The sequence below is a fragment of the Streptomyces yangpuensis genome, assembly GCF_024666385.1.
GTDB classification, from domain to species: Bacteria; Actinomycetota; Actinomycetes; order Streptomycetales; family Streptomycetaceae; genus Streptomyces; species Streptomyces yangpuensis.
This window is the reverse complement of the sequence record NZ_CP102515.1, coordinates 55,835-73,781: the sequence shown is the minus strand read 5'-3', so window position 1 is coordinate 73,781 and position 17,947 is coordinate 55,835. Positions and strand designations below refer to the sequence as shown.

Here is a 17,947-nt window from a genome sequence, read left to right as displayed (position 1 = left end):
ACTGCACAAGTCCATTAACAAGGAGGCGTGTTCTTTATGTCGAACTATATCGGTTGGATTCGGTCCCAGGTCGGGAATTCTTTGATTCAGCTCAACTTCGCCGCCGCGTGCGTGGTCACCGACGGCAAGGTCTTGTTGCAGCGCCGCGGAGACGACGGTGCATGGGGTTTTCCAGGCGGGGCGATCGAACTGGGCGAGTCGGCCGCCGAGGCGGCGGTACGAGAGACGGAGGAGGAGACCGGTCTACAGGTGTGCGTGGACACGCTGCTGGGTGTGTACACCAAGTACCGGCACGCCTATCCCAACGGCGATGCGGTCCAGCCGATCACCGTGTTCTTCCGCTGCTCCGTCGTCGGCGGGCAGTTGGACGTCAAGGACGCGGAGACACTCGAGCTTCAGTACTTTCCTCTGTCGCAGGTGCCGCCGCTGACAAACTCTCAGCACCAAGATGCCTTGTCTGACCTGAGGCTGGGCCGACACAGCGTCTTCCGCTGAGTCCCGCTAACGGCGAGGTCCCTTTTGGGGTGCCTCGAAGCTGGGCTGCGGACGAGCGCCGGGGGCGGTGGCGGGGGGCGCCTCCTTGTGGCCGCCAGCGGCCGTGGTGGAACGCGAGGTCGCTGCCTTTGTGGCCACCACGGGGCGGCCCGCCTCCCGCTGCCGCGTACGGTTCTGGGTAGCTGTGAAGACGGCGGCGTGCTCCTCGACGAGAGCAGCTGCGCGTTCGGCGACACCGGGCGTGCCAAGAACGTAGGCGGTCTGACCGTCTGCCACAGGAAACTCCAGGCACCGCCCACCAGCAGCCTGGACGGCCGCCCAGCCCGCAGCGACGTCCCACGGCTTGGTGCCGATGCCGACGTAGGCGTCCAGCGCTCCGGTCGCGACGTCGAACAGGTCGCAGGAGGTGGATCCCGTGCGCCGGAAGTCCTGTACCTCGGGGATGAGCCGGATGAGGGTCGACAGCGTCAGGGGGCGGCGTTCCTCGCTGATGGACACACTCACCGAGACCAGGGCGGCGCTCAGTTCGTCTGTGGCAGAAACCGACGGTGTGCCATTTCCGGACACGATCGCCCCGGTCTCGTCACAGGCGATCCATATCCCCGTGGCGGGCCGGATGATCGAGCTGGCCGCGGGTATGCCGTCCACCTCGGCGGCGACGGCCACGGCGAAGTCGGCGCGTCCGTGGGCAAAGTTGGCGGTGCCGTCAATGGGGTCGATGATCCAGCGTACGTTCCCACTGCCCTCCTGCTGCCCACCCTCCTCGCCGAGGATGGCGTCGTGCGGCCGGTGCTGTCGCAGGAACTCCGTCACAGCGCGCTCCGCCGCGGTGTCCACGTCAGTCACCAGGTCGCGGTGCGAGGATTTGGTGCGCACGGCAAAGCCGCCCTCACGCTGCGCGGCCGTAATGACGTCACGGCCGCGCTGGGCGGCCTCCAGGGCCAGCTGCCCGAGTTTCGATAGTTCTATGTCCATTGGAGTCCCCCTAGTTTTTGGTCGTCAGTCGTCATTCTGCCGCTACGTGCTGGGCCGCCCCGAGGACGGCGCGCCGCAGCCCTCACAACGCCGTCCGGGAGCAGGGCTGGTCAGCAATCCCGTTCCCCGGCCCTCGTCGGACGCGAGCGCAGGACGCAGCGCCCGCCGAGCCCGAACGCGGCCCAGAGGGTGGGCCCTGATCGCTTTCAGCGCCACCCACGGCCTGTGACTTGCCGGAAGGGGGCCGTAGCAGCTGCCGCGGCCCCCTCTTCACGCTCCTCTCCGACCGACCTACAGGGACGACGGGCAGGGCGTTCGCCTGAGCCGGGGCAGGACATCCATCAGCCGTCGGGCTGGCTCCATGCGCTGGGCACGATGCCGGGCAGCCGGTGGCCGATCTGGTGCTCGCCCTTGGTGCAGCCGGCAAATGGACCGGTGGAGCCGCGCAACTGGTTCAGGCAGGGGTCCAGGTGGTCGCGGTGCCACACGCTGGGGCCGGTGTAGCCGCAGGTGGCGGGGTCGGTGAGTTCCTGCCAGGCGAGCCAGCACGCGTGCAGGCGGGCGACGGCGACGGGGTGTTCGAACCAGAGGTGGCACCAGCGGGCGTCGGCGGACGGCTCGGCCAGGTACCCGGGTACGAGTACGCCTTCCACCCACTCGATCAGGGCCCGGAGCTCGTCGTCGTACTGCGGGGAGTCGAGCAGGAGGATGAAGGGCGGGTACTGCCACTCGTCCTCCTCTGCCGCTTCGTCCCCGTCCTGGTCGCCGACAGCGGCATCACCATCCTCGGCCGCGTCCTGGCCGCTGTCGGTCTCCGTCAGGCGCTGGACCTGCGCGGTGAGGGCGGCGACTTGTGCCTTGAGGTCTTCGAGGTCCTGGAAGAGGGCGACGGGCACCTCGAAGCCCGGCAGGTCTTCCGACGGCTCCTGGTTGTCAGGCACGGCGGGTGGCCTTCCGCTCCTCGTGCGCAGCGACGGCGCGCTTGGTGATCGCCGCCTCCTCCGTCTTCATCTGCGGGCCGATGTGGGCCATGCCCTTCTCCTCGTACCAGGGCCGCAGCGCGATCTGGGCGACGGGCATGCCGGTGGACATCAGCAGCGCCGTGCCCTTGCGCATCGCGCGGATCTCAGCGGGATCGAGGACCTGCTCGCGCTGCTCGGAGTAGCTGCGGCTGATGCCTTCCTTGCCCTTGGAGTAGGAGCCCCGCTCGACGTAGTGCGCGCCGGTCAGGGTGGAGACGTCCTGGGCGAACTTCGCGTCGTCGATGCCCACGCCGATGATCTTCTTCGTGGCGGCCGACCACATGGCGTCCATGCCGACTTCGCCCCAGCTTTTCACGCCCTGCCGGTAGGACTGGAGGATCACGAAGGGGGTGATGCCGCGGGAGCCGAGGTGGCTGTAGAGGTCGGGCAGGTCGGCGATCTTGCAGATGTTGGCGGCCTCGTCCAGGACGGCGCGCATCGGCTCGGGCAGGCGGCCGCCGTGGCGTTCTCCGGCCTCGGCGCCGGCGGTGAAGACGGCGTCGGCGAGTCCGGCGACGATCGCGGAGGCCGGGCCGCCCTTCTTGCTCAGCAGGTACAGCGTGTCCTTGCTGGTGGCGAAGTGCTCGGGGTCGAAGCGCGGCAGGTCCTTGTCGGGGGTGACCCACGCGAGGACCTTCTCGTCGCGCAGCGCGGACATCGCCGTGCGGGCGTTCTGGTAGATGCCCGACTGGGTCTCCTCGGCGATGTTGACGGAGGAGTCGACCTGTTCGGCGAGGACCGGCTCGCGCTGGTAGAGGACGCGCAGGGGAGCCTTCTCCTTGGGGTCGGAGAGCCACTTCATGACGTCGCGGACGGTGCCGCCGTCGTGATAGGCGGCGCGGAAGAGCCCAACGAGGAGGTCGCCGGCTGCCTGGGACCAGAACGGGTCGGCCTGCTCGGAGGTGATCTGGTTGACGAAGTGGGAGGCGAGGCGCTCGGCGCCCTCCAGCGTCTCGGCCTGGGCGATCATGTCCCACCACATGGCCCGCTCGGCCTGCGCGACGCCCTGGGTGTCCAGAACCCAGGTCTGCCCGGTCTGCGCGCGGGAGGCGTAGGTCGCGGCGTACACGTCGGCCTTGTTTGAGGTCATCAGCAGGGCGCCGGGGGCCTCTTCGGCGACGGGGATGGCCAGGGAGGTCGATTTGCCGGCGCGGGGCGCCATGATGGCGACGTAGGTGTCCTCATCGGACCCTCGCAGCTCCACTCCGGACGGCAGGTGGTCGCCGAGGAGCACGCCCCGGTCGCGGGCCCGGAGCTCCTTCGGGTTGGCGTCCCGGAGGGAGACCCGCAGGCGGGTGGCGGTGCGGGCGGCGGGCTTCGGGGTGAGCTCGCGTACCTGGTGCAGGGTGGCCAGGCTGGAGGGGTTGCGGTACCAGCGGAAGGCGAGGCGCAGCCCCCAGACGACCAGGGCGGTCACGGCCAGGTCGAGCGTGGTGGCGCCGATGGCCGAGGCTGTCGGGGAGTTGGGCCAGGCCGTCTGCCAGTCGGTGGCCATCTGGTAGGCGGCCACCAGGGAGACGGGGAAGGGCGCCACGTCCTCACCGGTGAGGGCCGCGCCGGCGGCCGCGCCCGTCCAGGTGGAGACGGACAGTGCCACCGCGCCGCCCAGGAGCGTGCCGCCGAAGGCCCACGCCCGGTCGTTCTCCGTCATCATCGGCGACCGCCTCCTATCGTCGTCGTCCTGCGCCGGTTGGTGTCCGTGCGGTACAGGCGCTGTTCGGTGGACGTCAGCTCCAGCGCCGCGGCGATCCCGGGTCGGGTCCCGATCTTGATCAGGTACTTGCCGCGGCCGGGGTGGCGGGCGCCTTCCTCTTCGGCCGGCTGGGAGCTGTCGTCCTCGTCGCTGTAGCTGGGGTCGATGTCCAGGCCGGTTGTGGTGGCCGAGGACCACGAGCCGATCATCATGCGCTCCTGCTCGGTCAGGGAGCGCTTGCCAGTGACGCGCTGGAGCTCCTCCTCGGAGGACGCGCCGATCACCCAGGTGTCACACCGGTCCATCAGGCCGCGGGCCTTGGCCCGGTCCTGCTCGGTCGGCAGGGCCTCGACGTCCAGCAGCGAGTGCGTCACGTAGATCGTGACGTCGTCGGTGGTCCGGTTGAGGCGGCTGATCGCGTCCATGGCGTCGACCAGGCCTGGGCCGGAGCGCAGGGCCCGCCACATCTCGTCCATCGGGAGCACGAGCTTGCGGTCCATCAGGCCGATGGAGCGGGCGGAGTCGATGCTGCTGTAGGTGTAGGCCCAGGTGGCGATCATCCCGGCCGCGATGACGTCGTTGCCGCGGGCCCGCAGCGCGCTGATGTCGACGCTGACCGCGGGGGCGTTGATGTCGAGCGGCACCGTGGTCGCGCCGTCGAACAGGCCCTTCAGGGGCCCACCGATCAGGTTGTCCAACCCGGCGACGACCGAGCGGGTCAGGTCCTTGTACCGGTCCCCGTCGGCGGCGAGCTTGGAGTGCAGCCGGGCCGGGCCCTCGCGCAGCACCTGCACGACATCGGAGATGACCGGGTCGCCCGCCTGCGCGTCGGCCGCAATATGCACCGCCGTGTCCAGGGCGCTGCGCTCGATCTCGTCGGCCGGTCGCCCCAGCCCGTGCTTGGTGGACAGCAGGGCCACCAGCGTCTCCAGCCGGCGCCCGTTGAGGACATCGAGGAGGGCCTGGCGGCGCTCGGTGGGCAGCGAGGCGGCCTGGTTCTTGAGGGGGCCGGAGTCGAGCGGGTTGATGCGGCCGATGCCGTCGCCGATCCGAACGACGGAGCCGCCCAGTTCGGAAATCAGGGTGCTGTACTCGCCCTTGACGTCGCCGGGGACGCACACCATGTGCCCGTACGCCGAGTAGACCATGCACACGCGCTTGACCAGAGCGCTTTTCCCCGCGCCGGGCTGGGACATGACCCAAACACCCGGGTTGGTGGTGAGGCGGCCGGTCCACCCGGAGGGGTCGATGCACACGAGCTCGCCGGTCAGCACGTCCCGGCCGACCGGCACACCGCGCGGCGGCAGACCGCTGCCGAGGAGGAAGGGGTAGATGCCGGCTGCCTGGTTGGTGGGGCCGGTGTAGACGGTGCCCGGGTCCTCGACCGAGACGCGGCCGCCGAACCGGCCGCCCCACCCCAACCTGGGGGCGAACCGGGCCTTCAGTTTCTTCTCGGCCCGCCGGTCCTCACGGCTCGGACGGCCCTGTTCGGCCTCCCGGGCCACACGCTTCGGCGTGGTGACCGGCGGCGGCTTCGGCGTACGCGCCATCGGATCAGTCCTTCACGAGCGGGTTGTAGCCCAGCGGAAGCCCGGCGGCAAAGACGGCCGCCTGGGCGCCGTAGGCGGGGCGCATGCGGATGCCGCGCGTCGACTTCATCGCGCGCTCTATCTCCTGCCGGGCGGCCGGGAGGTCGGCAGTGCTGCGGGCGGTGACGGTCACCATCAGCGTCCAGTCGGCGACCTGCGAGCCGCCGGCCATTTGGGCGGCCGCTCGCTCCGCCCGCTGGGTGTCCGCCTTCTGCGTCCACTTCGACCGGCCCTTGACCTCGGCGGTTGCCTGCTCCCGCTGGTGGGCATTGCTGATCTCCCGCTCCAGCACCGCCTCGCCCTCGTAGGGGTCCAGGACCCGGTAGGCGAGCGTGATGCGGCGCTGGAACTTCCCCGGCGCCAGCAGCGGCAGAAGCACGCTGTAGGCGATGGGGCGGCGCGGCATCTCGCGCAGCACGTAGGAGACGGACACGCCGCCGTCGTGCGCGTACTCCTCCCAGCCGTCGTCGGCCGCCTGCGGCCCGCACTCCGGCCAGGACAGCTCATCGAAGTCCGCGTCACGTGCGTTGAAGACGTCCGGGTCGTAAGCGGCGCGGACCAGGCGGCGCAGGTCGACGTCGGTCGCACGGCGCTCGATGTCGGTACCGGTGCCGGACAGGTCCAGCGAGTCGACGACCCTGATCGCTTCGGCCACCCGCTCGGCGAGATCGACGGGCGGGTTGGCGGCCGCGGTGGGGTCCACCGTGACCGACATCCAGGACGCCACCGAGGCGGTGGCCCGCGGGGTGGTGCGCACGAGCTCGGCGACGAGCTGCTTGGCCAGGGCAGGCGCGTTCGGGTCCTGGCGCGACTTCACGTCGTCTCCGAGCGCGTCCCCGGCCCCGGGGGTGATCTGGATCGTCACCGAAGCGCCCCTGATCATCTCGTCCGTGCTCATCGCGTCCAGCACGGACGACCAGGTGCGCAGGCTGCTCTGCACCGAACCGGTCGGCGCCATGAGGCTGCCGCCGGGGGCCAGGAGCGTGCTGATGGTCATGCGCTCGGTCTGCCGGTCGTGCACGACTCCCACGGACTTGCCGGTGGTGGGGTCGTGCGCCTGGATGAGGGTGGATGAGGCACCCACCCCGGGCAGGTCCAGTGCGTACGGGTGCGGCAGGAGCAGCCTGCGAAAGGACGTGGCCTCGATCCGGGCGGCCCGCCGCCAGGACGCCTTCGCCCAGTAGTAGCCCAGGGCCGACATGCCGTGGCGGCGGGCCGCGGCCATGGCCAGGACCAGGCCGGTCAGCGGCAGCGTGACCAGCAGGGTGAGCGGGGCCTGAGTGCCGATCACGCCCTCAGCCAGCAGCACCAGCGCTGCGGTGATGGTGGCGCCCTTGGACAGCCCGCCGAAGCCGAAGCTGCGGCGGGCACGGAACCCCTCGACCATCAGGGTCCGCGGTACTTCATGAGCCGTCACTGCTGATTACCCCCGCCTACTTCTCCTGCCACGTCGTTGATGCCGTCCCTCACCTTGATGGCCGCCACGACCGCGAGACCCGCCGGTCCTGCGGCCGCCGCGGTGCCCGTGGCGTTCGCCGCGCCGGCTGTGGTGGCCGCCTCGCCGACTCCCGCGCCCTCCGCGGTGGCCTGGGCCGGGATCTTGGCGGCCTCGTTGCGGGCCGCCTGGGCCTGCGCGTCGGCGCCCGGGGCCCCGTCCTCGCCTGCGTTCCCGTTCTGGCTTCCCATCGTCTGGTTGACCATCGCCGCGTGCGCCGTCGGGCTGGTGGGCGCCTCGCCGCCGCCGCTCTCACTCTTGCCGCTGCTGCCGATGAAGTCCGCGGCTGCGCCGAGCGCGCCGCTGGCACCGCCGGCCGCCATGCCGCCGCCGACCGCCGCGCCGAAGGGCGCGAAGAGCTTCGTCAGCGGACCGGGTGCGACCACCGCCAGGACCAGGGTTGCGGCACCGCGCAGCCACTCCGCCAGGGTCTTGGACTCCCCGAGCTCGGCGAAGCCGGTGCAGATGATGATCGCGAGGATCGGCTTGTAGGCGATGATGACCAGCCCGCTGGTGATGAGCCGCGGCGCCCACTGGCGGGTGGTGTCTCCGCCCGCGCGGCCGCCGCCAGCCACGGGCAGCAGCAGGCAGATGATGGGGATGGCGCTCTGCCGCAGGAAGACCATGATCATCTGGATGAAGCCGAGCACGCAGAGGGAGAAGACGATCCCGGCGACCATGATCGGGTTCGCAACGCCCTGCGGGACCATGACGTCGAGGATGCGGTCGAAGCCCTTGGCGTCATCCTTGAAGATCGCGGCCACCAGGCCGTCGGTGAGGGCGTCCCCCAGCGACAGCAGGAGCGCGAAGAGGCCGACGCCGAGTGCCGACAGCAGGATGTTCTCCACCCAGCCCACAGCGGCCCGCCCGGCATGCTTGGCCTGCCCGGTGACAGCCATCTTGGCGATCTGCCACATGAGTCCGGCTGCTGCGATCACCAGCCCCAGCCAGGTCATCATGCCCGCGAGAGTCGCGTCCTTGCCGAACAGGCCGGTCGCCTCCAGGTCGAGTGAGGGGCCCGAGAGTGCGACCGTCAGCGTCTTCCTGATGATCCACCTGGCGACGTCCTCAGCGGACTTGATCACGTCACCCAGGGTGCTCTTCCAGACCTTGTCCCACTCCTCCTCCACCTTGTTGTTGACGGCATCGCCGATCTTGTCGCACAGGTCCCCCTTCCCCGCAAGCTTCACGATCACGTTCATGGCACTGCCGCCCGGTGCGAGCTCACACACCACTTGGACGCCGTTGCCGATGATCCCGTCAGCAGTCGCGGGCTGCGGTGCCGACAGCGATATCCCGAAGACCGCGGCCAGGACCAGCAGCAGGGCCGCCAGCCGACGTCTCACGATGCCTCCCGGATAGCCGTCCACCCGGCGGCGTTGAACGCCGCGTCACCCGGGGCCACCATCGCCGGTTGTGCCGCCGCCTTGGCATCCTGCTGTGCCCGCACGGTCGCGGCCGAGGTGAGCTTCCAGTCGCCGCCCTCCCACTGCGCAGCGACCAGGGTGCGGCTGTAGGAGCCGGATTCCTTCGCCGTCTCCCCGTTTTTCTGCACCACCCGGGCCAGCAGCCACACGCTGACCTCACCACTCGATGCCTTGATCACCTTGTAGCCCACCACCGTGCTGCGCGCGTACGCACCCGACGGCAGCGGCTGCCCCGGCGCCACTCCCATCTCCGTGGCCAGGGTCTTGTCGGTGTTCTTCGCATTCAGCTCGATCGCCTCGGCGTTCTTAGCCGACTGGTCGCTCTTGCCGATGTAGGAGCGGTAGACGCGCATCTGCTCGCTGACGGAGGACTTGCTGCCCTCGACGCTGGAGTTGTTCGCGGCCGCCATCATCGCGACCGCGCCCTCGGTGGTCTGCGGAAAGCCAACCGTGCTGCCGTAGTCGTCACGGCGCTCCCCCCGCGGGAGCGCCGTCCACCGCTCCGGCTCGGTCCAGTCCGCCGGCGCCGCGTACGTCGCCTGCGGACTCGCCGTACCGGTAACGCTCGGGCCCGCCTCGCCCTTCGCCGGCGTGCTGGCCTCTCCGTCGCCGTCTCCGCCGAGCAGCGCATAGCCGGTCAGCCCGAGCACGACCGCGAGTGCCACGCCTGCGATCCACGTGCCCTTGGTGTTCCAGGCCCCCCTGGTGCGCGACACGTCAGCTCCCCGAGATGCCGTTGAGGATGGTGATCAGGGAACCGGCCAGGAGAATGGCGGCCACGCCTCCACCCATCCACTTGAAGGGCTCGGATCCGCCACCGCTGCGGGACTTGTCGGCGACCGCCAGCTTGTAGACACCCATGCCGGTTCCGCCGACGCCCGCGAGGATCACCAGCCACAGGCCGTAGCCGAAGATCTTGGCGACGGGGCCGTCCATCCCGGGGATCGCGGTCGGCGTGGCGCCGGGGATCAGGCCCGCCAGCGTGTGGAGCTCGGTCATGCTCATCTTCCTTCCATCGTGCGCCGCAGCTTCGCCGCCGCGGCCTGAACGTCTTTGTGCTCCATGGCCTCATCAGGTCCCTTAACGGCCCGCAGGACCGGCAGGTACGGGATCCGGGCCACCCCCGCCAGGCGGCCTTCGAGGGCGCGTACGACGAACCGCGCGTCGGCCACGGGCCGGGTCGGGGCGTCGGAGATCAGCACGAGCCAGGGCTTCGGCAGCGGGCCCCACCGCAGAAGCAGCTCCTCCACGCAGGTCACGCCGTAGACGGTGCTCTCCGTCAGCAGGACCGGCTGGGCCCCGTATGGGATGGGCTCGGCAGGCATCACGACCCGGGCCTGCGCGCCGTCGCCATCGTCGTCGAGCATCCGGGCAGCTGTCGCCACTGCAATGCCCGATCCATGAACGGGGATCAGCGCATATCGCAGTGCAATTCCCGCACTGGTAGCAGGCGTTGACGCCAGAGATGGCGTGTTCAAGCCGCAACTCCCCCCTGAGTAAATGTCTTTCACCACGATCTTGAGCTCGTGGGACTACAGAGGCTAGCGCGAAACACTGTCAAACCAGAGCAGCGTTTTTCCGCCCCTAAGCATCAACTTTTCGCCGTCTTCTGAGGTCAGATCCCTCTCCCCTCAAGACGGCGAACCCGTGCCCCCGCAAGCTGCTCATCCGTTCAGAGGAACATGGACGGCCCTGAGGATCGACCCGATTCCACTCCCCCTGAAATCCTCCAACTGCCAACCACACCGCCCGCAGATCCCTGCGGATCCGCCCCGCGAAGTGCGAGAACGAGCATTTCCCTGTGCGAAGTACCGGTACCCGAGACAGGCCCCGACCTCGCACAGAACTACCGAACCGTGTCCGGCCGCTCGTAGCATCCGGCTGGCGGCTTCCCAGGTCCCACCCGTTGTGACAGGCCACCGACCCCGCCGTCCCCAGAGCCCGCTCGTTGAACCCAGGAGCGTCCTGACAGTCCCTCATGATCTAGTACGACAAGATCGTCGCACATCACACGGACAGAGCAGGGCATCCACCACGGGGGGACAAGCATGAAGGCGCTCTTCAGCGCGGCCACAGCCCTGATAGGCCTGGTCATCCTGACCATCGTCGCCCTCTTAGGGGTACTGCTCATCGACGCCGAGGCAGAGGCCACCCAGGCCACCGACGGCGGCGGCGGGCTGCGTGGTGTGCCGGAGGAGTTCAGGCCGTGGCTTTTCAAAGCGGTCGCGGCCTGTGGCGAGCCTGAGCTGACCCCGGCCCTGATGGCCTCCCAGCTCTACCACGAGGCCGGGTTCAAGACCGACAAAGAGCGCGCCACCTCAGACATGGGGGCTAAGGGGCCCGCCCAGTTCATCGACGCCACCTGGGCCACCTACGGCAGGGACGACGACGGCAACGGCGATAACAGTCCCTGGGACATCGGCGATGCCGTCATGGCGCAGGGCCGCTACATGTGCTCCATGCTCAAGACCGCCAAGAGCAGCGGCTTCGGCGGCGACCCGCGGGCGCTCGCGCTCGCCGGGTACAACGCCGGCTGGGGCGCTGTCGAACGATTCCGCGGCGTGCCGCCGATCTGGTTCGCCCGCCGCCCCGGCCGGGCCGAGGGCGAGACCTACGCGTACGTGCGGACCATCATGGCCGACATCTCCAAATTCGAGGGCCCCTCGCAGCTCCAAGTCACCGGCCACGGCAACGGAGCGGACGCGCTGCGCCGCGCCAGCACTCGGATGGGCACCCCCTACTCCTGGGGAGGCGGCACCCCCAGCGGCCCCTCCACCGGCTTCTGCGACGGCACCAACGGCTACTTGGGCGGCCGCTGCTCCGCGAGCGTGACTGCCGGATTCGACTGCTCCTCGCTCGTGCAGTACGCCTACTGGCCCAGCACCCACCTGCCACGAGTCGCCTCCGCCCAGTACGGCGCCACCTCCGACCGGCCAGTCTCCCGCGACGCTCTCCAACCGGGGGACCTGCTGTTCTGGTCCCACGGTGGATCCGGCTCGATCTACCACGTCGCCATCTACGCCGGAGACGGCAACGTACTGCACGCCCCGCGGACCGGCCGCGTCGTAGAAGTCCAGCCGATCACAGCCGCCATGCCCGCCGGCGACTACTACGGCGCCACGCGTCCCTGAACCGTCCTGCACCCTTCTGGCAGCCCTGCTTACTGTGGGTCTGCGAACCGGCGTCCACCTCCAGCGCATCCCGGAAACCAACGCCACAGCCTTACTTCTGGTCGTCCGCCACTACGCCCCGGCCGTGGCAGACCAGGCAAGCCCCTCCTGACCCCGCCGATCGGGAACAGCGACATGTGCCGCAGTCCCGGAAGAAGGGGCTGCGGCACACGTCATTCGAGCGCCAGTTAGCGCGACTTCCCCGGCTTGGCCACGGGCCCGGTCTGCCGGTGCGCAGCCACCCCCGGCTCGGCGGACGTCGTCGCCTTGGCCGTCTGCGCCTTAGTCGGGCCCACCGTGGAAGACTGCAACCGGGCCGCGGTCGTGGAGACCTTCGGCCGCGCCGCTGGCGGTGCCTGTCCGACTGGATGCCGCAGGACGTGGCTGGCCGCCTGCACGAGCGGGATCGGACCGTCCGTCCAGGACGTGTCCTTCACCAGCCCCGCAAGATGCTCGGCGACTGGCTTGCCCTCACGCTCCATCTTTGCCATCCGGCAGGCGACCAGCGGCCACTGCCTGGAAATGACCGAAAGATCTGCCTCACGCGCGTGATCCGGCAGCGCTTCCTTCAGCATCCGCACGTACCGCGCGTTCTCCTGCGGGGAGATCGACAGCTGCCGAAGAGCATGCTCCCGGTCGTCCAAGTTCAGGTTCGTCGGGATGTCGAGCCCGTCCGTCATCGGTCCGTACGACAGCAGCGCGTCCCGACTCGTAGTCCGTACCTCGCCGGCCGCGAGCACTTTCGCAACAGCCTGGTCGACACCGAGCCCTTCGTCGTGCGCGGCAGCGAGAATGCGCCGCACGTCGACACCCCCCTCGTCCAGCTGGGACATCGTCGCAGCGATATCGGGCCACGTCGGCGAAGAAAGGATCGCCTCCCGCACCGGCCCCGCGGGCAAGGTCTCACGAAGCATCCGCTCCCACTCGCCCGTACCCTCTTTCGCCACCCGGACAGCGTTCGCGGCCACCTGATCGCGCACGGTCACAGCGATCTCACCGACCTGGGGCAGCAACTGCCCCAGGTCCACCCCTGCCCGCTTCAGGGCCAGGAGCTGCTGCGCCATCTGCGGCCAGTCCGCACTGGCCGTCAAGGCCGCGGAGATGTCCGCGGGAAGAAAGTCCTTGAGTTCCGCCTTCGCGTCCTCCTTTGCCCGCTCGACGGGCACCAGCACCTCCTCGGCGCCCTGCTTGCGCCGCTGCTGCCGCCGCACCGCGTCGGCGATAGCAATGACCAACCTCACGGACATGACCGCGGTCTGCGCCGCCTCGCCCGCCGCTTCGGCGAACGACTCCCCCGGATCGGGTGTTGCCATTGCTGCTCTCCCCTCGTTAGCGGGTCCGCCTGGGACCCTCGCGCTGCTCGTCGCCCGGCGGCCTGCGCCTCAGCACAGGTGCTGCCGCCTGACACGTGGGTGCCGTGCCACCCCCACCGTCGACAGCGGGCTCGAACCGGAGACGGCCGCGGCCGTGCCGCGTTGCTTCCGCCATCCATCCAGTCGCCATACAAGCACCTCGGCTGCGCTCGACCTTGACGAGGCGGGCCCACAGCGGCAGCCACGTCAGGTCGGTCCGCGCGTGCTTGCGTGACACGACTGGGGCAAAGTGTTGGTTGCGCACGGGGGCATGGGGGTCTCGTCCCTCTGCCAGCGACAAGGTCGATGACGAGACGTGTCTTGAATTGAAGACACGAGCCAGGTGACCTCGGCGACGTGAACATGCCGTCCGGCTCCGCTGGCCAGATGAGATCCCCTCGGCCACGCAGATTTCCATCCCCACATCGCGGTGACCGACGAAGGGGTCGGCTCGACCGTGCGCCTGGCCGAGCCGCTGACCGGCGGCGACACCGGGGCGGGGCACGGTGTTACAACGCCGGCTGGTGCGTCGAACAGCTCCGCGGAGTACCGCCGATCTGGTTCGCCCGCCGCCCCGGCCGGGCCGAGGGCGAGACCTGCGCGTACGTGCGGATCATCATGGCCGGCATCCGGGTCGTCCTCGCTGCGGCCGGCCTAGAGAACGCTGAGGACGTCGACCTCACAGACCCCGGTTTCGTGGAGTGGAGAGGGAGAGGCCCTGAAGAATGGGAGCCCTCGCCGTGAACGGATAGCTCCCATGGGACCGTCCGTGACATCAACTTTTATGTGTCAGCGTGGGTACCATGTGCACGCGTGCACCACTTGGCGTGCACGCGTGCAAGTCCGCAGTGCAGTGGAGGGCCCGACCCGGGTGCAACCAGGCCGAACCCTCCCAGTGATGCGTCTGCTACGAGCCCGGCCGACCTGTTTCCGGCCGGGCTCTTTGCTGCCCCGGCACCGGTTCCGGCCGTCTCATCGCGCGCTGGTCACCCCTAGGGGATGAACCACTTCATCACTTCGGCGATCACCGGCACGTACACCGGGGACCAGAAGACCAGAGCATGCTGCCAGGGCGGCCTGCGCCGGTCGGGTTCCTCCCCGTCCTTGTTGTCCGTGCCGTCGGTGTTCGCCATGTTGCGCCTCCCGGTGCTCCTGAGGTGACCCCCGATCGGGGGTCCCTGCCGAATGGCAGGGCACTTGGAGGCAGCCTCCGTGAGGTAGCCCGAATTCTATGTGTTCGCTGACGTGTTGAAACCCGATCACGGTCAAGTCGACAGTGAGTATGCCCTGACCTGCAAGAACGCTTCTGAGAACCGGCCCTGATCACCCATCGGAAGATGGGTCGATGAGCCCCATCCACGAGCTGTTCCGCGACTCCGTCCACTCCGGCAGCAAAATCCGGGGGTGCGCGGCCATCCGGGCAGGCCCCGGCTACAGGCGGTCGAGGACCTCGGCAGCGGCGCACTCGCCGCAGCCCGGACGCCGGGGCGGGCGTACGCGGTGAGCGCGTCGTCGATGCCCGGCCCGGACGCTTGAACAGCCGTCGCCCGGGTACCGCTCCCGCGGTACACGCCGCTGCACGCCTCAGCCTGACGGACCGGCAGCCGACCGCCCCGGACAACCCGCTGCGGCCGTCATGTGTCCGGACACTGCTCTGCAGGGCCTGCATCCGCCTCAAATCGGACCTATAGGTCAATTAGCACACAAAGTAGCGGCTGCATGACTCGAGGGGAGAACAGGACATTCCGATTGGCACAGTTCTCCTTGCGGTCAATGCTTGACAGTGCGCGATTCCTGGCATTCGCCGAGATCAGCTATGCCAGCGAGATCTGGGAGAGACTTTCCCCGGCACGGGGCCTCGGCCACTATCGGCCATACTCGGTCCCGTAGGTGTAACCATTCCCGCCGGCGTAAGTCCACTTCAAGTTAGGGTGCTACGGGCCGATCTGATCAAGGGGGGTTACTCGGCCGCTTGACCGGGTCTGCAGCCTACGGAGGCGCCATGTAGCTATCTGGCAGCTGCCGTCACAACGCGCCTGGCAGAGATTTTCGGGACAGACAGGCACCGTCGACCCGTTCACGCGTTATCCACGGATGGGAGATTCCATGCAATCCATGAAGAGCGTTCGACACTGTGCACCTGTTCTTGCGGTTACGGCCGCCACTCTCTACGTATTGGCACCGGACGCGCAGGCCAGAGTTGCAGCCGAGTCAATATCGGCCGCTGCGAACTGCCAGGGAATTTGTGTCCTTGGCGTGCGGGCCGCAACACACCACGGATTCGACCGCTTCGTGGTCGACCTCGGCGATGGCCCTATCCCCGCATGGACTGAGAGTATCCAGACAGAACCGCTCACGTGCTGTGGCGATGAAACGAACGAGCGCGTCATACCCGTCATGGGAAAGTCGTACCTGAAGATCCACCTTTCTCCAGCAACCTCGTTTGACTTCAACACTCAGACTTCCCTTTACTCGAGCCCGCACCACAGTACGTACGATTTCAAAAGCCTCAAGGGGCAGGGTTTGACGGGTACCGTCGACCCGGAGGCTCGAGAATTCCGTATCGGATTGGCCCTGGGCGACCACTCGTCATACAAAATCTACAAGCTCGCAGGGCCGAATCGCCTGGTGGTCGACATTAACCATTAAGCAGCGGCTACCGCTGCTGATCTCATCGTCAGCCGCGAACAGGCAACCCCTCTACCGCGCAGTCGGAAAATATCGCAGCGCACGGCCCAATAGATGGGCATGCGCCCCTCAATTGGAACCTTCCAGAAGATAGGGGCGCCGAAAGGAGAGATCGTGAAAAAAATCGGAGCATCTCAAGTTGGAATGCCTTTAGGTGTAGCGATTCTGGTGGCAGGAATCGGGGCAGGGGGGTGGGCACTCCTGAGTCAGGCCGAATCCACCACGAACGCCTCCGAAAGCGCCATCTTGAGCTCCCCGGCTGCAGCCTATGTGGGCAACCCCAATGATGTAGCAACGTGGCGGCTGCCACTCGAGGCCTACCAGCTCACGACAGAACAGAACAGGACCATCAGCTCTGCGCGGGACGGTCTGATCGACCAGTGCATGGACGCTGCCGGCTACCCGCAGTGGAACCCGGCACCGGACCTGCCGCCGCTGGCGGGTGTCTCTCCGATGGACTCGCGCTACGGCATTCACAGTGCACAGCGCGCAGCGAAGCGCGGATACCACCCTGACGAGGCCACCCAGAAGGAGTACAGCGCCGCTGTCGCCGTGGGCGCTGTGGACCAGTCTGGCTCGGATGCGAAAGTGCTACGGAAATGTGCTGGGCAGGCAGATGCCAAGGCCCCACAGGCGCAGCGAGCCGAGGCCGTATCGAAAGCCGAGGCCAATTCCTTCCTCGCCTCGAAGAAGGACCCTGCTGTCCTCGACGTGTTCGCGAAGTGGTCGGCGTGCATGAAAGCCAAGGGCTACAACTATGCAGAGCCGATGGACGCGCACGAAGACGTCCGCTTCCACGACCCGAGCGTGGTGACGGAGCTCGAGATCGCCACTGCCACCGCCGACGTCCAGTGCCGAACCGAACACAAGGTACAGAAAGTGTGGTTCGACGTCGAGACTCGACTGCAACAAAAGGCGATCAAAGAAAACCAGCCCGCATTCGAGGAAGCCAAAAAGGTCAACCAGGAGTCCGTAAAGAAATCCTCTGCGGTGCTTGACGCAAGCTAAAAGCCAGAAGTTTCATCGCGGGGCAGTTTGGGCCTCCTCAAGCTGCCCCGGGCAAAATCCTCCACTGACCGGGCGACCGCCTGATGCGGCGGCCGCCTTTGCTGATTTCCAAGAGAACGCTTGGATCCGACCAAAGGTTCAAGTGAAACGAAAGTTTGAGGAGACGAAGCTATGAGAGCTGCTAAGAGCGTGGCGATATCGATGATGGCCGGAATCATCCTGGCGGCATCCGCGCCAGCGGCATGGGCAGACCTGTCCGAGGAGCAGCAGGAGTACGCGAACTCTAGCAACAATCTCGCGTGCGGCATTCCACAGGAGAGTACATTCAAGTTCGCAATTTACTTCAACTCCGGCCAGGCCGGCTCCTGGAGGATGATCGGCTATAACGTGTACGACATGGAGTGGGTCAGGTATCAGCCCAACCGTTCGGCAGCCTTAAAGTTCTGCGGCGGCGGCGTGGGAACGCCACCTGCCGGCTATGGCCAGAAGATCAAGAACAATGCCGCAACAGGGGACAATTGGCACTACAAGTATTGGGCGAACGTGCACTTCAATAGGGGCTACAGCGGCCCCAAAGATTCACTCGCGCCCTACAATGACGCCCTGTATCAGTTTGCGTATGTGTACAACGAAAACGCCTCCTTCTCTTGGAGCTAAAGACGTTTGACTGACCACGGGCCGGGCTGAAACCGGAGAGATTGCTCCGCTTCGGGGGCGCAGCGCACGCGGGGCCACATCACCATGCACTTCCTTTCCGAAGTCACCGCCCTCGCTTCATCTTCGTCACGTCTCCCAGCTCTATGGTCGTCGTGATGGTTGCGGCAGCCCGCCAGTGGGCGGCAGTTCTGAGCCGACGGCCGCGATTCTCCGCCCAGCGGACTGGCCTTTACCGTGCCTGGTGAGCCTCCAGAACCCCAGCAGAAGCCCCGCGCCGCTAATGGGAGCACCGGACCGCAGTAGGGCCGACGCCCTTCGCTCGCTGAACGGCTCCGAGCCGTGGCCAGCTCACCGCCAGCCCGTCACGGGTCAGCCC

At 67.9% G+C, this 17,947-nt stretch carries 16 protein-coding genes; 5 read left to right on the top strand and 11 right to left on the bottom strand.

What is annotated here, in order from left to right:
• The first annotated feature begins 36 nt into the window (after nt 1-36).
• Complete coding sequence (locus tag NRK68_RS34100) at nt 37-495, top strand: NUDIX hydrolase (RefSeq protein ID WP_257858056.1); 459 nt, start codon at nt 37-39, stop codon at nt 493-495.
• Between the two features lie 6 nt (nt 496-501).
• Here the strand turns inward: NRK68_RS34100 and NRK68_RS34095 are convergent, their stop codons facing one another.
• The 9 genes from NRK68_RS34095 to NRK68_RS34055 all read right to left on the bottom strand — a co-directional run bounded on the left by NRK68_RS34095 (nt 502) and on the right by NRK68_RS34055 (nt 10,063).
• Nucleotides 502-1,470 (bottom strand): inositol monophosphatase family protein, encoded by a 969-nt coding sequence (locus NRK68_RS34095; RefSeq protein WP_257858055.1) that lies wholly within the window; start codon nt 1,468-1,470, stop codon nt 502-504.
• A gap of 341 nt (nt 1,471-1,811) precedes the next feature.
• Nucleotides 1,812-2,411 (bottom strand): DUF4913 domain-containing protein, encoded by a 600-nt coding sequence (locus tag NRK68_RS34090; protein ID WP_257858054.1) that lies wholly within the window; start codon nt 2,409-2,411, stop codon nt 1,812-1,814.
• On the bottom strand, nt 2,404-4,146 hold the full coding sequence (locus NRK68_RS34085; protein WP_257858053.1) for a type IV secretory system conjugative DNA transfer family protein: 1,743 nt from the start codon (nt 4,144-4,146) through the stop codon (nt 2,404-2,406). Before NRK68_RS34085 ends, NRK68_RS34090 begins: the two co-directional genes overlap by 8 nt.
• A complete protein-coding gene (locus NRK68_RS34080; protein ID WP_257858052.1) occupies nt 4,143-5,735 on the bottom strand; it encodes a putative type IV secretion/conjugal transfer ATPase in 1,593 nt (530 codons plus the stop codon). The genes NRK68_RS34085 and NRK68_RS34080 overlap by 4 nt, the downstream gene beginning before the upstream one ends.
• A 4-nt stretch (nt 5,736-5,739) precedes the next feature.
• Nucleotides 5,740-7,191: an SCO6880 family protein gene (locus NRK68_RS34075; RefSeq protein WP_257858051.1), complete on the bottom strand. Its 1,452-nt coding sequence runs from the start codon at nt 7,189-7,191 to the stop codon at nt 5,740-5,742.
• Nucleotides 7,188-8,615 carry a hypothetical protein gene (locus tag NRK68_RS34070; RefSeq protein ID WP_257858050.1) on the bottom strand — a complete coding sequence of 476 codons (1,428 nt, stop codon included), beginning with the start codon at nt 8,613-8,615 and terminating at the stop codon, nt 7,188-7,190. Before NRK68_RS34070 ends, NRK68_RS34075 begins: the two co-directional genes overlap by 4 nt.
• Complete coding sequence (locus NRK68_RS34065) at nt 8,612-9,412, bottom strand: hypothetical protein (protein ID WP_257858049.1); 801 nt, start codon at nt 9,410-9,412, stop codon at nt 8,612-8,614. The genes NRK68_RS34070 and NRK68_RS34065 overlap by 4 nt, the downstream gene beginning before the upstream one ends.
• Nucleotide 9,413: 1 nt before the next feature.
• Complete coding sequence (locus NRK68_RS34060) at nt 9,414-9,695, bottom strand: hypothetical protein (RefSeq protein WP_257858048.1); 282 nt, start codon at nt 9,693-9,695, stop codon at nt 9,414-9,416.
• A gap of 2 nt (nt 9,696-9,697) precedes the next feature.
• The gene (locus NRK68_RS34055; RefSeq protein WP_257858047.1) at nt 9,698-10,063 is read right to left on the bottom strand and encodes a hypothetical protein; all 366 of its coding nucleotides are present in this window, start codon (nt 10,061-10,063) and stop codon (nt 9,698-9,700) included.
• A gap of 681 nt (nt 10,064-10,744) precedes the next feature.
• On the opposite strand from NRK68_RS34055, the gene NRK68_RS36845 reads away from it, so the two are divergent.
• Nucleotides 10,745-11,827, top strand: coding sequence for a C40 family peptidase (locus NRK68_RS36845; protein WP_308296349.1), 1,083 nt, complete (start codon nt 10,745-10,747; stop codon nt 11,825-11,827).
• Nucleotides 11,828-12,054: 227 nt separating this feature from the next.
• On the opposite strand, the gene NRK68_RS34045 is transcribed toward NRK68_RS36845, so the two are convergent.
• Nucleotides 12,055-13,179 carry a hypothetical protein gene (locus tag NRK68_RS34045; RefSeq protein WP_257858046.1) on the bottom strand — a complete coding sequence of 375 codons (1,125 nt, stop codon included), beginning with the start codon at nt 13,177-13,179 and terminating at the stop codon, nt 12,055-12,057.
• Nucleotides 13,180-14,210: 1,031 nt separating this feature from the next.
• A complete protein-coding gene (locus NRK68_RS34040) occupies nt 14,211-14,351 on the bottom strand; it encodes a hypothetical protein (protein WP_257858045.1) in 141 nt (46 codons plus the stop codon).
• Nucleotides 14,352-15,324: 973 nt separating this feature from the next.
• Between NRK68_RS34040 and NRK68_RS34035 the strand changes: the two genes are divergently transcribed.
• From NRK68_RS34035 to NRK68_RS34025, 3 genes are all read left to right on the top strand, one after another.
• On the top strand, nt 15,325-15,867 hold the full coding sequence (locus NRK68_RS34035) for an AMIN-like domain-containing (lipo)protein (RefSeq protein ID WP_257858044.1): 543 nt from the start codon (nt 15,325-15,327) through the stop codon (nt 15,865-15,867).
• A gap of 153 nt (nt 15,868-16,020) precedes the next feature.
• Entirely contained in the window at nt 16,021-16,914 is an 894-nt protein-coding gene (locus NRK68_RS34030; protein ID WP_257858043.1) for a hypothetical protein, read from the top strand.
• Between the two features lie 171 nt (nt 16,915-17,085).
• Nucleotides 17,086-17,571 carry a hypothetical protein gene (locus tag NRK68_RS34025; protein ID WP_257858042.1) on the top strand — a complete coding sequence of 162 codons (486 nt, stop codon included), beginning with the start codon at nt 17,086-17,088 and terminating at the stop codon, nt 17,569-17,571.
• Nucleotides 17,572-17,947: the final 376 nt, after the last annotated feature.